We start from the raw sequence: 14,400 nt of genomic DNA, 5'->3' as shown, positions 1-14,400 counted from the left end.
CCTGTCGTCAGAGCCGCTGCCCGCCCATGGCCTCCCGCAGGCGCGCGGCGGCGGCCCGGCCCACCGACAGGGCGTCCGCAATGCCGTCCATGGTGAGCCGCACATCGTCCCGCGAGCGGGCGTCAATGCGCCGCAGGCGCTCCAGATTGATGATCACCGAGCGGCTCAGGCGCACGAAGGGCGGGGCGGGGAGCAGGCCCTCGAAAGAGGTGAGGGTGCGCCAGATCATCAGCGAGGGCTGCCCTGCCAGCAGCACGCGGGTGAAGTCGCCGTCGGCGGTGAGGGCGACGATGTCGCCGGTCTTGGCGAAGACGCTGCGGCTCGGCGTGCGCAGTTCCAGAACGCCGTCCTCGCTCTTGTCGGGCCGCTGGGCCAGTTGCCGTTCCACCCGCGCCAGCGCTTCCGCCAGCCGCTCGGGCGCCACGGGCTTCAACAGATAGTCCACCGCATCCACCGCGAAAGCCTCCACGGCATGCTGGGCATAGGCGGTGACGAACACCACCTTGGGCGGATTGGCGAGCGCCTCCAGCAGGTCGAAGCCGTCGCCGCCATTCAGCTCGATATCCAGGAAGACGAGGTCGGGATGGGTCGTGTCGATGAGCGCCGTGGCTTCGGCGATGGTCTCCGCCTCGCCCACCACGTCCACCGGGTGCGCGCGCAGCAGGCGCCGGATGGCGCGCCGCGCCAGCGGCTCGTCATCCACGACGAGGACCCTCAGCATGGTTCTCCCTCCAGGATCAGGGCCGCGACCACCCGGCTCGGTGCGCCGGTGCGGGGGTTCGGCGGAAACTCCTCCAGGCGGAAGCGGTGGCGCTTTGGATAATGGACATCGAGGCGCCGCCGCACATTGGTGAGGCCGATCCCCCGGCCCCGGCGCCGCGTGGTCTGGCCTTCCAGCGTGCCGGTATTGACGATGGCGATGCGCAGCGTGGTGCCGGAGGCCTTCACGAACACCGCCACTTCCAGGTGCCCGTCGCGGCTGCCGTATTTCACCGCATTCTCCACCAAAGGCTGGAGCAGGAAGTTGGCGATGGGGCGCAAGGCCGCCTCCGGGTCCATGGAGAGGCGCGTGCGCAGTTTCGCCCCGAACCGGGCCTCCTGAATGCGCAGATAGGCGCGCAGCGAGGTGACCTCGGCCTCTACCGGCACCACCGGCTGGTCGATGCCCGACAGGGAATGGCGCAGATAGGCGGTGAGGTCGCGCATCATGGCCAGCGCCGCCTCGGGATGCTCGGGAATCTCCTCGGCGACGCCGTTGAGGGCGTTGAACAGGAAATGGGGATCGAGCTGCAGGCGCAGATGCTGGATCTCCGCCTTCATGGCCTCGGCCTGCGTGGCGAACACGCGCTGGATGGCCGCGCGGCGCCCCAGCTCCGCGCGGATCCAGAAGAAGCAGATGCTCCAGCCCAGGATGATGAAGCTGTAATGGATGAGCGGGACCCCGATCTCCTCCAGCGGGTGCCAGCCCGGAATGCTCCAGCCCGTGGTGAAGCGCACCGTGAACACCACAGACATGACGAGGGCGGCGGCCGCCACCGACAGCGCCACCACGAGCGCGAAGCTGCGCAGGTTCAGGCGGCTCCTGGGCAGGTAGCGCCCGTAGAGCCAGGCGAGGCCCGTCGATAGCCCCAGCAGGAACGGCCACACGATGCCGGTGAGGGCCAGCGCCACCTTCACGTCGTGATAGGTGAGCAGCCGGTTGGCGAAGTCCACCAGCGCGAAGGCGCTCCAGCCCGCGAGCTGGGTCTGCCAGAAGAAGCCCAGGCGCTTCCATCCGAAGGCGATCTGTCCCGGCACGGCGGCGGTGGCATTGGGCAAGGAGGGCTCCTGGCGGGGCAGATCTTGGTGGGGCAAATGTTGGCGAGCGGGGCCGGACGGTATTCCGGGGCCGCGCGCCAAGCAAAGGCCATTCCGCGGTGCCGGGCAAGGGCGCCCTCCGCCCGCCTTACGGCCCTCCCGGCGATTTTCCTGCCGTGTTCACCGAGTGCCCTTCCCGCGTGGGCTGTATGTCACGTCCGGCCATGACATCACCGCACCTGACGCAAGGGCGGAGCGCCCTCAACGGGGAGTTAGGATCATGGCTGACACGGGCCGCATCTTTCAGATTTCCACCACCGGCGCGGATATCGTCGGGTTCGATCCCGCCAGGGACAAGCTCGATCTGGGCGATGTGTCCGTGCACAATTGCATCGTCGTGGACACGCCCGAGGGCGTCGGCTTCATGAACCCCTGGTCGGGCGAGATGGCCGTGGTGGTGGGCGTGTCGCTGGGCCAGCTCACCATCGACAGCTTCGTTCCCGTCATCAACGACCATCTGCGCCAGGACCTGTCCGGCGCGCTGGCCTGGGAGCAGGGCATCACGCCCGCCGCCAACACCGTCTATGCCCGCTCGCACGAGATCGGCCAGATCGACCGGGTGGCGTTCAATCCCGCCACCGACACGGTGGACTTCCGCTATTTCGGCACCCGTGAACAGATCTACATGACCGACAGCCCGGACGGGGTGATCATCTCCAATTCCGGCACCGGCCAGGCCCTGATCCTGCTGGGCGTGACCGTTTCCCAGCTGGAGGTGGACAATTTCGTGTTCCACGCCGCCCAGGTGCGCGAGGACCGCGTCCATCTGCAGCTCGGCTTCGGCCCCGTGCCCGAGTCCCAGGTGCTGCCCCAGGGCGTGCCCGTGGCGGGCACCCCTGACTGGCCCACCGGCACCGGCACCGGCGCGCCGCCCACCGGCGAGGTGGGCGTCACCACCGTCATCGCGTGGAATTACGGCTCGGCGGCCGTCATCGCTTTCGATCCGGCCAAGGACAAGCTGGATTTCGGCTGGTTCAAGGACCACGAATTCTCGGTCGCCGAGGTGAACGGCTCCACGATCATCACCATCACCGGCAACAACCAGACCTATACGCTCACCGGCGTCGCGCTCCATGAGCTGGAGCTGAACAACATCATCGCTTTGGACAATTCCGCCCGCACGGAATGGCAGGGCCTGATCAACAATGCCGTCCCGCCGGTTGGCCTGCCGAGCCTGTCGGTGAGCGATGCCAGCGTGGCGGAAGGCCAGTCGGGCACGTCCCACATGGTCTTCACGGTCACCCTGTCCGCTGCCTCGGCGGTGCCGGTGACGGTGAGCTACACCACGCTCAACGGCACGGCGACGGCGGGCCAGGACTATGCCTCCAGCGTCGGCACCCTCACCTTCGCGCCCGGCGAGACGGTGAAGACCGTCCAGGTGCCGGTGGTGGGCGACACGGTGGTGGAGCTGAACGAGAGCTTCACCCTGAACCTGTCGTCCCCCGTCAATGCGACGGTGACTGATGGCAGCGCCGTGGGTACCATCCTCAATGACGACCAGGACAGCGCGCCCGGCACCTTGCCGGCCATCTCCATCGCCGACCTCGCCGTGAACGAGGGCGATGGCGAGCACATGCACTTCATGTTCGTGGTGACCCTGGACAAGGCGTCCGCCACCCCCGTCACCGTGCAATACGCCACCATGAGCGGCACGGCCCTGTCGGGCGTGGACTTCACCGCCGCCTCGGGCACGGTCACCTTCGCGCCGGGCGAGACCTCCAAGATGATCCATGTGGACATCCTGGCGGACACGGTTCAGGAGGCGGACGAGACCTTCACCGTCACCCTCTCCGGCCCGTCCGGTGCCACCATCGCCGACGGCACCGCCATCGGCACCATCCTGAACGATGACCACGACACCCCGCCCGTGGCCGTGCCCGCCGCCTCCATCGCCGATCTGTCGGTGACCGAGGGCAATGGCGACCATGTGCATTTCATGTTCGTGGTGACCCTGAATGCCCCTTCCACACAGCCCGTGACCCTGCGCTACGCCACCTCCAACGGCACGGCGATTGCGGGCTCGGACTATGTGGCGGGCAGCGGCCTGCTCACCTTCGCGCCGGGCGAGACCTCCAAGACCATCCATGTGGACGTGATGGGCGACACGCTGGTGGAGGCCAACGAGACCTTCACCGTCACCCTGTCCGATCCCAGCGGCGTCACCATTGCCGATGGTGTGGCGGTGGGCACCATCGTGAATGACGATGTGGCGCCCGTCCTGCCGACCCTCTCCGTCTCCGATGCGAGCGTGACTGAGGGCGATGCGGGCACGAAGGTGATGACCTTCACTGTCACCCTGTCCTCCGCCGCCACGGGCCCGGTGAGCGTGGCCTATGCCACCGCCAACGGCACCGCCACGGCAGGCTCCGACTATGTGGCCGCTTCCGGCACGCTCACCTTCGCGGCGGGTGAGACCACCAAGACCATCCAGGTCACGGTGACCGGCGACACGGCGGTCGAGGCCAACGAGACCCTCGTCCTCAATCTCTCCGCTCCCACCGGCGCCACCATCGCGGATGGCTCGGGCACGGGCACCATCACCAATGACGACGTGGCCACCCCGCCCGCCGGCACGGCCGGTGTGGACTACACGGTGCGCGACAATTGGGGCTCGGGCTTCACCGCCGACATGGCGGTGGAGGCGGGGACCTCCGCGCTCAATGGCTGGGTCATCGAATTCGATGCGGGCTTCACCATCACGAACATCTGGAACGCCCAGATCGTGAGCCATGTGGGCACCCACTACGTCATCAAGAACCTGTCCTATAACGGCGCCGTGGGCGCCGGGAAGGAGACCTCCTTCGGCTTCCAGGCAACCCCCGGCGCGGGCGGCACGGCGGCCACCGGCTTCACCGTGAACGGCACCCCCTCAGGCGGCGATCCCACGCCGGTCCTGCCCACCCTCTCCGTCTCCGACGCGAGCGTGGCCGAGGGCAATAGCGGGACGAAGGTGATGACCTTCACCGTCACCCTGTCCTCCGCCGCCACGGGTCCGGTGAGCGTGGCCTATGCCACGGCCAACGGCACGGCCACGGCGGGCTCCGACTATGTGGCCGCTTCCGGCACGCTCACCTTCGCGGCGGGCGAGACCACCAAGACCATTCAGGTCACCGTGAACGGCGACACGGCGGTGGAGGCAAACGAGTCCCTGACGCTGAACCTCTCCGCTCCCTCCGGCGCCACCATCGCGGACGGCTCCGGTGCGGGCACGATCACCAATGACGATGTGGTGGCCCCGGTCCTGCCCACCCTCTCCGTCTCCGACGCGAGCGTGGCCGAGGGCAATAGCGGGACGAAGGTGATGACCTTCACGGTCACGCTCTCCTCCGCCGCCACGGGCCCGGTGAGCGTGGCCTATGCCACGGCCAACGGCACGGCCACGGCCGGCTCGGACTATGTGGCCACCTCCGGCACGCTGACCTTCGCGGCGGGCGAGACCACCAAGACCATTCAGGTGACGGTGAACGGCGACACGGCGGTTGAGGCCAACGAGACCCTCATCCTCAACCTCTCCGCCCCCTCCGGCGCCACCATCGCAGATGGTTCGGGCACGGGCACCATCACCAATGACGACACGGCGCCCAATCCCGGAACGGGCGGCGCGGTGGAGTATCAGGTGTCCAGCAATTGGGGCTCCGGCTTCACCGCCAACATGACGGTGGAAGCGGGCGGTGCGGCGCTGAACGGCTGGACCGTGGAGTTCGATGCGGGCTTCACCATCACGAACATCTGGAACGCCCAGATCGTGAGCCATGTGGGCACCCACTATGTGATCAAGAACCTGTCCTATAACGGCGCCGTGGGTGCCGGGAAGGAGACCGCCTTCGGCTTCCAGGCCAGCGGCGGCACGGCGGCCAGCGGCTTCGTGCTCAATGGCAGCCCGGTCTCGGGCGATCCCGCGCCGGTTCTGCCCAGCTTGGTGGTGAGCGATGCCAGCGTGGTGGAGGGGAATGCGGGCACCAGCCTGCTGGCCTTCACCGTCACCCTGTCGGCGGCGTCCGCCACGGCGGTGAGCGTGGCCTATGGCACCTCCAACGGCACCGCCCAGGCGGGCTCGGACTATGCCGCGCTCTCCGGCTCCCTCACCTTCGCGCCCGGCGAGACCACCAAGGTGGTCTATGTGCAGGTGGCGGGCGACACCGTGGTGGAGGCCAATGAGACGCTGACCCTCACCCTCTCGGGGGCGAGCGGCGCCACCATCTCGGATGCCACGGGCATCGGCACCATCCTCAATGACGACGTGGTGCTGCCCAGCCTCTCCATCGCCGATGCCAGCGTCACCGAGGGCCATGCGGGCACGAAGGTGATGACCTTCACCATCACCCTCTCCCAGGCCGCGACCGGGCCGGTGAGCGTCGCCTATGCCACGGGCGACGGCACCGCCACGGCGGGCTCCGACTATGCGGCGGGCAACGGGACCGTCACCTTCGCGGCGGGCGAGACCACCAAGACCATTCAGGTGACGGTGAACGGCGACACGGCGGTGGAGAGCAACGAGACCTTCACGGTCACCCTCTCCGCGCCCACCGGGGCCACCATCACCGATGGCTCGGCCACGGGCACCATCGTCAATGACGATGTCTCGGGCACCGCGCCCGTGGTGAGCATTTCCGGAACCACGGTCATCGAGGGCGATCCTGGCACGGGCGCGGCGGCGGAGGGCTGGCTCTCCACGCGCGGCAACCAGATCGTCGATGCGGACGGCAACACCGTGCAGATCGCGGGCGTGAACTGGTTCGGCTTTGAAAGCTCCAATTTCGCGCCCCACGGCCTGTGGACGCGCGGCTACCAGGACATGATGGACCAGATGGTGGACCTCGGGTTCAACACCATCCGGCTGCCCTTCTCGTCGGAGATGCTGCACACCTCGGCGGCGCCCAACGGCATCGACTTCTCGAAGAATCCGGACCTGCAGGGCCTCTCGGCGCTCCAGATCATGGACAAGATCGTGGACTATGCCGCCGAGATCGGCCTGAAGATCATCCTCGACCATCACCGGTCCGAGGCGGGTGCGGGCACGTCCGGCAACGGGCTTTGGTATAACGGCCAATATAGCGAGGCGGCCTGGGTCTCCGACTGGCAGATGCTGGCCCAGCGCTATGCGGACGAGCCCGCCGTGATCGGCGCCGACCTCCATAACGAGCCCTATAACGGCACCTGGGGCGGAGGCGGCGCCAATGACTGGGCGGCGGCGGCCGAGCGGGCCGGCAATGCCATCGGCGCGGTCAATGACGACTGGCTGATCTTCGTCGAGGGCGTGGGCACCTATGACGGCAACAATTACTGGTGGGGCGGCAACCTGGAAGGGGTGCGCGACCGGCCCATCGAGCTGAACGTGGACAACAAGCTGGTCTATTCGGCCCACGATTATCCCAACTCGGTCTACAACCAGCCCTGGTTCCAGTCCTCCGACTTCGCCGCGCACCTGCCGGAGAAGTTCGACGAGATGTGGGGCTATATCTACCGGGAGGGGATCGCGCCGGTTTATATCGGCGAGTTCGGCACCAACCTGACCGACCCCAAGGATGCCCCGTGGCTGGAGGCCATCACCTCCTACATTGCCGGCGACTTCGACAATGACGGCACCATCGACATCCCCGAGGGCGACCAGGGGATCAGCTGGACCTTCTGGTCGTGGAATCCCAATTCCGGCGATACGGGCGGCATCCTGGCCAATGACTGGACCACGGTGAACACCAACAAGATGGCCTATCTGGAGGCCATCAAGTTCGACTTCGCCACGGACGTTCCGGACGGCGAGGGCGGCAGCGCGGCGGACGTGACCTACGCCACCTTCCTCGTCACCCTCTCCGCCGCCTCCAGCGAGGTGGTGACCGTGGGCTATCACACCATGGCCGGGACGGCCGGGGACGGGGACTTCACCCCGAGCCACGGCACCGTGACCTTCGCTCCGGGCGAGACCACCAAGGAGATCAAGATCGCGGTGACGCCCGACAGCCTGGACGAGGCGGACGAATCCTTCTCGGTCATGCTGATGGATGCGTCAGGCGCGGTGATCGGCGTCGGCACGGCGCAGGCCACCATCCTGAATGATGACACCACCCCGACCACCCCGACCAATCCGGGCACCGGCGGCGGCTCGGGCTCCGTCGAGGCGGACCTGGAGGCGCTGCTGAACCTGGTGGATTCCTGGGGCAGCGGGTTCAACGCCTCGGTGGTCATCCACAATGAGGGCGGGGCCACCAATGGCTGGCAGCTGGAGATCGACATGCCGTTCGAGATCACCAGCATCTGGAATGCCGAGATCGTCTCCCAGGACGACGACGGCTACGTGATCCGCAACGCCGCCTGGAACGGGGCGCTCAGTGCGGACGGCACGGTGAGCTTCGGCTTCACCGGCTCCGGCGCCTACGACGCCTCGCAGATCGACCTGCATCTGTGACCGCCGGGCGCGCTGCGCCCGTGCCTTTCGCCCCGCCAAACTCCCGGCGGGGCGGACTCCGCTTCCGGTCGCCCGGCCGGGAGCGGGAAAGCTCCGGGCGCACCCCCGAGCGCCCGGAGCCCTTCTCACAGAAAAAGCGTCAACTGCCGCCGATGAGGATGCCGGCGGCCAGCACCAGCGCACCGCCCAGCACCACCTGGAACGCCGCCCGCATGAAGGGCGTCTCCATGTAGCGGTTCTGGATCCAGGCGATGGTCCACAATTCCACGAACACCACCAAGGCGGCGACGCCGGTGGCGGTCCAGAAATGGGGAATGAGATAGGGCAAGGCATGGCCCAGCCCGCCCACGGCGGTCATGATGCCGGAGGCGAAGCCGCGCTTGATGGGCGAGCCGCGCCCGGAAATGACGCCGTCATCATGGGCGGCTTCCGTGAAGCCCATGGAAATGCCCGCGCCCACCGAAGCCGCGATGCCCACCAGCAAAGTGGTGTGGGAATTCTGCGTGGCGAAGGCGGTGGCGAAGATGGGCGCGAGCGTGGACACCGAGCCGTCCATGAGGCCCGCAAGGCCCGGCTGCACCCAGGTGAGCACGAACTGGCGGCGCGCCTTGTCGTCCTCCTCCCCCTTCACGCCCGGCGGGAGATTGGCGTCGGCCAGCGTCTCGGCGACCACGAGGTGCTGCTGCTCCGCCGCCGCCAGCGAGCCCAGAAGCTCGCGCGTCCCGGCATCCGCCGCGCGCTTGACCGCCGCCAGATAGAAGGTGGCGGCGTCGTCCTCCATCCGGGCGATCTCGGCGCGGATCTTGTCGATGCCCAGATTCTTCACAAGCCACACCGGGCGGCGGGCATAATAGCCGGCCACATGCTCGCGCCGGATGAGGGGAATGTGCTCGCCGAAGCGGCGGCGGAATTCGGCGATCAACGCCAGGCGGTGGCGGTTCTCCTCCGCCGACATGCCGTCCAGAACCTGGGCGGTGGCGGGATATTCGCTGCGCACCGCCTCCGCATAGTCGGTGTAAATGCGTCCGTCATCTTCCTCGGAGGAGATTGCGAGAGCGAGCACTTCCTTTTCCGAGAGGTCGGAAAACTGCCGCCGTGCACCGAAGCCCGGTATCATGATCTCATATCCTAGAATTATTCTAAACTGTAGATAGGCGTGTCCGTGGGGCCAGACAAGGTGGCGCCCGCGGATGGAGCTGACTGATAATCATTTCAATCTGACGACGCCCGCAGGCGACAAAGACACTGCGCCGCACCGGCGCATGGGCGCGCGCCGGTTCACGACACGAGCAGCCGATGCTATGCGCGGTTGCAGACATGGAGGGTTTCCATTGCCACGCAAGGCAAGTCCCGCGGCCGCGGAGAAGCGTCGCCTCGATCCGCGCGTCCGGGAAGATGCGATCGTCAAGGCGTCCATCGCCTTCTTCGCGGAGCACGGCTTCGACGGTTCCACGCGCGATCTCGCCGCACGGATCGGCATCACCCAGCCGCTTCTCTACCGCTATTTCCCCTCCAAGGAGGCACTGCTCGACCGTGTCTATGAGGAGATCTATATGGAGCCCTGGAAGGCGGATTGGAGTTCCGTTCTCAAGGATCGCACGGTGCCGCTCCAGGCCCGGCTGACGCGCTTCTATCAGGACTATGCGCGGGCCGTGCTCACCTATGAATGGATCCGCCTGTTCATGTTCGCGGGTCTCAAGGGCCTGGATTTCAACGCGCGCTACCTCACCTTCCTGCGCTCCACAGTGTTCGACACCGTCGCGCGGGAAATCCGCCATGCGGGTGGCCTGCCCGAGAGCGAGCCGGTGCGCGAAGCGGAGGTGGAGCTGATCTGGGGCCTGCATGCCTCAATATTCTACCTCGGAGTCCGCCGGTTCATCTACGGCATGCCGTTGCCGCAAGACGTGAATTCCGACATTGCGCTGCGCGTGCGCGCCTTTCTGGAAGGCGCGCCGGAAGCCTGTGCCGCCCTTCTCCGGCCGACGCCCCCTCCGGCCCCTCTCCCGGCCCCTGTCGCGACCCCCGCCAAGCGGGTCCGACGAAAGGATATTGATCAATCGATAAATAAAACTTGACGCCGGCCCGCCCGGGCGTCAGGGTTTATCGTGCGATCAATATATCCGAGCGGGGTCAGCCCGCCGGGACAGGGAGGTGGCCATGGCGGGGTCGGGCAATCCGGGGCCCAGGCGGGCGCTCATCATCGGCGGGTCCATGGCGGGCCTGTTTGCGGGGCTCAGCCTCCTGCGGGACGGCTGGGACGTGCATGTGTTCGAGCGCATCGGCTCGGAATTGTCGGGCCGCGGCGCGGGCATCGTGACCCATGCGGAACTGCTGGACATCCTGAAGACCTGCGGGGCGGACAGCGAGGCGGCGCGGGTGGGCGTCTTCGTTCCCGGCCGGCGGGTGTTCGCCCGCGACGGCGCCGTGGCAGGCGAATTGCGCCTGGAGCAGGTGGTGACCTCCTGGGGCCATCTCTACGCGCTGCTGCGCTCCGCGCTCCCCTCCGAGCGCTACCATCATGGCCGCACCCTCACGCGGGTGGAGGAAGCGGGCGCGCGGGTGCGTGCCCATTTCGACGATGGCAGCGTGGAGGAGGGCGACCTCCTGATCGGCGCCGACGGCATCGCCTCCACCATCCGCCAGCAATTCATGCCGGACGTGCAGGCGTCCTATGTGGGCTACATCGCCTGGCGGGGCCTCGTGCCGGAAGGGCTGCTTTCGGAGAACGCGCAGGCGGAACTGGCGGATTATTTCGCCTTCAGCCTTCCCCCCGGCGAGCAGATGCTGGGCTATCCCGTGGCGGGCGAGAATGAGGCGCTGGAGCGCGGGCGGCGGCGCTTCAATTTCGTCTGGTACCGCCCGGCGCCCGCCGGCACGGTGCTGGCGGATATGCTCACCGATACGGACGGGGTGCGCCACGCCCTCTCCATTCCGCCCAACAAGATCCGCCCGGACGTGATCGCCGAGATGCGCCGCGCCGCCCGCGAGACCTTGTCGCCCCAGTTCGCTGAAGTGGTGGAGCGCACGGCCCATCCCTTCATCCAGGTGATTCAGGATCTCGTCTCCCCGCGCATGGTGCTGGGGCGCCGCACCCTGATCCTGGGCGATGCGGCCTTCGTGGCGCGGCCCCATGTGGGCATGGGCGTCACCAAGGCGGCCGGAGATGCGGACGCGCTCGCCCGGCTTCTGCGCGAGCAGGCGCAGACGGACACGGGCATGGACGCGGCGCTGGCCGCCTTCGAGGCGGAGCGCCAGCCCTATGGCGCCGCCGTGGTGCGCCGGGCCCGCCAGCTCGGCTCCTATCTCCAGGCGGACCTCGTGAGCGAGGAGGACAAGGCGGCGGCGGCGCACCATTGCCAGCCGGACGCCATCATGGCCGAGACGGCCGTCAATACGGGCATCGCAGCCTGACACCGGGAGGAGCCTTCAATGACCAAGCATGTGATCCGCCAGTGGCCTGACGCTCCCGCCCAGTGGCCCGAGGAACTGCGCGCCCGCTTCACCGCCCGCGCGGGCAAGGGGGAGGTGGGAACCTGCCTCGTCTCCGAGACCGACCGCGTGCGCGTCTGGACCCTCACGCTCGCGCCCGGCGCGCGCCTCGATTTCCATACCCATGTGCTGGACTATTTCTGGACCTGCCTTACCGGCGGTTCCGCCCGCTCCCATTATGGCGACGGGCGGATCGTGGACGTGACCTACAAGCCCGGCGAGACCCAGCATCTCAGCTTCAAGGCTGGCGAGTTCATGACCCATGACCTGGAGAACCGGGGCACGGCGGATCTGGTCTTCACCACGGTGGAATTCCTCGACGGCCCCAATGCGCCGTTGGACGTGCCCCTTGAGGTCCGCGCGGCGGCCTGAGACGCGGGCCGGTCGCGCACGCATGTCATGAGCGGAAATGATGGGCTTCATCACGGCCGATCATTTCCACCCGGGCACCGTCGGCCCTATGGTGCGCCGCCGACCCGTCCCGCCGATGGGCCGAGGGGGACGGCAGGGCCGTCCATAGGCTGGGGAGGCGGCAAGGGGATGAGTGCTTTTGCACCGCAGATCGTTCTTGCGGGCCTCGTGGCGGTTTTCATCATCGCCTTTTCAAAGGGCGCGTTCGGTGGCGGGCTGGCGGTGGTGGGCATTCCCATCCTCGCTCTGGTCATGGACCCGGTGGATGCCGCTTTGGTCCTGGCGCCGCTGCTGTTCGTCATGGATCTGGTGACGCTGCGCGTCTTCCCGCCGCGTACCTGGTCCATGCCAGACGTCCGCTGGATCGCGGCGGGGCTGTTCTGCGGCATGCTGGTGGGCGCCTATGCCTTCAGCGACCTGCCGCGCGACGTGGCGGGCGGGCTGATCGGCGCCGCCATCCTGGCCTTCGCGGTGCGCCAGCTCTTCTTTCGCCCGGCGCCGGGCACGCCGCTCGGCGTGTCCTTCTGGCGGGCCTTCGTCTGGGGCGGGGTGGGCGGCCTCACCACCTTCCTCGCCAATGCCGGGCAGCCGCCCGTGGCGGTCTATCTCACGCGGCGGCAGCTTCCCAAGACCATCTATGCGGGCACCATGTCGGCGGTGTTCACGCTGGCCAACGCCACGCGCATCCCGCTGGTGGCGGGGCTGATCCTGGCGCGGCCGAGCCTCATGCTGTATTCGGCGGCCCTGCTTCCGGCCATTCCGCTCGGCGCCTATGTGGGGAAGGTCATGCACGACCGCATCGACCGCGATCGCCTGTTCCGCATCGTCTATGTGCTTATCATGCTGGCCGGGGCCAAGGTGCTGGGCTCCAGCCTCGGCCTCGTGCCATGAACGCGGCTTCGCCCGCAGGCGCTGGCCTGATGGCGCTGCTGGCGCTGGCGGGCGGCGTGGCGGTAGCCAATCTCTATTATGCCCAGCCGCTGCTGGCGCCCATCGGCGCCTCCCTGGGCATGCCGCCCGCCGCCGCGGGCCTCGCCATGACGGTGACGCAGGTGGGCTACGGCCTCGGCATGCTGCTGGTGGTGCCGCTCGGCGACCGGTTCGAGAACCGGCGGCTCATCGTCACCGCCTTCATGGTGGTGTCGGTGGCGCTCCTGTGCGCGGGCCTCGCCCGCAGCCCGGCGGTGTTCCTCGCCGCGGCTTTCGTGTGCGGGCTCAGTGCCTGCGTCGCCCAGGTGATCGTGCCCTTCGCCTCCCATCTTTCCGCGCCCGAGGCGCGCGGCCGGGCGGTGGGGAATGTGATGTCGGGCCTGCTGCTGGGCATGATGCTGGCGCGGCCCCTCTCCAGCCTCGTGGCGGATGTGTTCGGCTGGCGGGCCATCTTCCTCCTGTCGGCGGCCCTGGTGGCGGGCGTTGCCGCCTGCCTCTGGCGCTTCGCGCCGCAGCGCCATCCGGAGGACGGCTTCCGTTATTCCCAGCTTCTCAGCTCCATGTGGTCGCTCCTGAAGGCCAATCCGGTGCTGCGGCGGCGGGCGAGCGTGCAGTTCTTCCTGTTCGGCGCCTTCACCCTGTTCTGGACGGCGGTGCCCCTTCTCCTCATGGGCCCCGCTTATGGCATGACGCAGAAAGGCGTCGCGCTGTTCGCCCTCATCGGGGTCACCGGCGCGGCGGCCGCGCCCTTGGTGGGGGCTGCGGCGGACCGGGGCTGGAGCCGCCTCGGGGCGCTGGTGGCGCTCGGTGCCTCCGCCGTCTCCTTCCTGCTGGCCTGGCCGGGCGGCGCCGGCGGCGGGACGCAGCTTGCCTTGCTGGTCACGGCGGGCGTGCTCATCGATTGCGGCGTGGCGGCGTCTCTGGTCATCAGCCAGCGGGCGGTCTTCGCCCTGGGCAGCGAGGCGCGCAGCCGCCTCAACGGCCTGTTCTTCTTCATCTTCTATTCCGGCGGCGCGGTGGGCTCGGCGCTGGGCGCCTGGGCTTTCGTCACCGGCGGCTGGCCGCTCTCCTGCCTTCTCGGCGGGGGCATGACGCTGGCGGCGGCCGTCATCCATCTTCTGCCGCAGCGATCGGCCGGTTCCGCCGCATCGTGATCTTCCGCGCCCGGCGCGAGGATGGCACCCTAGGTGACCGACTCATAACTTCGCAGCCAGATGCGGATTGATGCGAGTTGGATCGAAGCGAGGAAATTGTCGTCTCGCTTGTCGTAGCGGGTGGCGACGGCTCTGAAGTGTTTGAGCTTGTTGAAG

The 14,400-nt window shown here is 68.0% G+C and carries 9 protein-coding genes and 1 pseudogene; 6 read left to right on the top strand and 4 right to left on the bottom strand.

What is annotated here, in order from left to right; genetic code table 11:
• Nucleotides 1–7: 7 nt before the first annotated feature.
• The gene (locus tag EJJ38_RS03260) at nucleotides 8–721 is read right to left on the bottom strand and encodes a LytR/AlgR family response regulator transcription factor (protein ID WP_127088692.1); all 714 of its coding nucleotides are present in this window, start codon (nucleotides 719–721) and stop codon (nucleotides 8–10) included.
• Nucleotides 715–1,818: a sensor histidine kinase gene (locus EJJ38_RS03255; protein ID WP_127088691.1), complete on the bottom strand. Its 1,104-nt coding sequence runs from the start codon at nucleotides 1,816–1,818 to the stop codon at nucleotides 715–717. Before EJJ38_RS03255 ends, EJJ38_RS03260 begins: the two co-directional genes overlap by 7 nt.
• A 259-nt stretch (nucleotides 1,819–2,077) precedes the next feature.
• On the opposite strand from EJJ38_RS03255, the gene EJJ38_RS20415 reads away from it, so the two are divergent.
• Nucleotides 2,078–8,260: a Calx-beta domain-containing protein gene (locus tag EJJ38_RS20415; RefSeq protein ID WP_205666092.1), complete on the top strand. Its 6,183-nt coding sequence runs from the start codon at nucleotides 2,078–2,080 to the stop codon at nucleotides 8,258–8,260.
• Between the two features lie 139 nt (nucleotides 8,261–8,399).
• Here the strand turns inward: EJJ38_RS20415 and mbfA are convergent, their stop codons facing one another.
• On the bottom strand, nucleotides 8,400–9,377 hold the full coding sequence (gene mbfA, locus EJJ38_RS03235; protein ID WP_127088690.1) for an iron exporter MbfA: 978 nt from the start codon (nucleotides 9,375–9,377) through the stop codon (nucleotides 8,400–8,402).
• Nucleotides 9,378–9,450: 73 nt separating this feature from the next.
• On the opposite strand from mbfA, the gene EJJ38_RS03230 reads away from it, so the two are divergent.
• From EJJ38_RS03230 to EJJ38_RS03210, 5 genes are all read left to right on the top strand, one after another.
• Nucleotides 9,451–10,335, top strand: coding sequence for a TetR/AcrR family transcriptional regulator (locus tag EJJ38_RS03230; protein ID WP_245454090.1), 885 nt, complete (start codon nucleotides 9,451–9,453; stop codon nucleotides 10,333–10,335).
• A gap of 82 nt (nucleotides 10,336–10,417) precedes the next feature.
• A complete protein-coding gene (locus EJJ38_RS03225) occupies nucleotides 10,418–11,671 on the top strand; it encodes an FAD binding domain-containing protein (RefSeq protein ID WP_127088689.1) in 1,254 nt (417 codons plus the stop codon).
• An 18-nt stretch (nucleotides 11,672–11,689) separates the two neighbouring features.
• A complete protein-coding gene (locus EJJ38_RS03220; RefSeq protein ID WP_127088688.1) occupies nucleotides 11,690–12,121 on the top strand; it encodes a cupin domain-containing protein in 432 nt (143 codons plus the stop codon).
• Between the two features lie 168 nt (nucleotides 12,122–12,289).
• Entirely contained in the window at nucleotides 12,290–13,051 is a 762-nt protein-coding gene (locus EJJ38_RS03215; protein ID WP_164738391.1) for a sulfite exporter TauE/SafE family protein, read from the top strand.
• Nucleotides 13,048–14,244: an MFS transporter gene (locus EJJ38_RS03210; RefSeq protein WP_127088686.1), complete on the top strand. Its 1,197-nt coding sequence runs from the start codon at nucleotides 13,048–13,050 to the stop codon at nucleotides 14,242–14,244. The genes EJJ38_RS03215 and EJJ38_RS03210 overlap by 4 nt, the downstream gene beginning before the upstream one ends.
• A 29-nt stretch (nucleotides 14,245–14,273) precedes the next feature.
• On the opposite strand, the pseudogene EJJ38_RS03205 reads toward EJJ38_RS03210, so the two are convergent.
• Nucleotides 14,274–14,400 (bottom strand): annotated as a pseudogene (locus EJJ38_RS03205) (IS5/IS1182 family transposase); the annotation flags it as partial.

The sequence above is a fragment of the Aquabacter cavernae genome, assembly GCF_003993795.1.
In the GTDB taxonomy this organism is placed as follows: Bacteria; Pseudomonadota; Alphaproteobacteria; order Rhizobiales; family Xanthobacteraceae; genus Aquabacter; species Aquabacter cavernae.
Note: the sequence above shows the minus strand (reverse complement) of the source record. Positions and strands in the feature narration are given on the sequence as shown.

Bases quoted from the DNA above. Each gene is read 5' to 3' on its own strand.
- EJJ38_RS20415 (WP_205666092.1), top strand. From the start codon at position 2,078: ATGGCTGACACGGGCCGCATCTTTCAGATTTCCACCACCGGCGCGGAT.
- EJJ38_RS03260 (WP_127088692.1), bottom strand. From the start codon at position 721: ATGCTGAGGGTCCTCGTCGTGGATGACGAGCCGCTGGCGCGGCGCGCC.
- EJJ38_RS03230 (WP_245454090.1), top strand. From the start codon at position 9,451: ATGGAGCTGACTGATAATCATTTCAATCTGACGACGCCCGCAGGCGAC.
- EJJ38_RS03215 (WP_164738391.1), top strand. From the start codon at position 12,290: ATGAGTGCTTTTGCACCGCAGATCGTTCTTGCGGGCCTCGTGGCGGTT.
- mbfA (WP_127088690.1), bottom strand. From the start codon at position 9,377: ATGATACCGGGCTTCGGTGCACGGCGGCAGTTTTCCGACCTCTCGGAA.
- EJJ38_RS03210 (WP_127088686.1), top strand. From the start codon at position 13,048: ATGAACGCGGCTTCGCCCGCAGGCGCTGGCCTGATGGCGCTGCTGGCG.
- EJJ38_RS03225 (WP_127088689.1), top strand. From the start codon at position 10,418: ATGGCGGGGTCGGGCAATCCGGGGCCCAGGCGGGCGCTCATCATCGGC.
- EJJ38_RS03220 (WP_127088688.1), top strand. From the start codon at position 11,690: ATGACCAAGCATGTGATCCGCCAGTGGCCTGACGCTCCCGCCCAGTGG.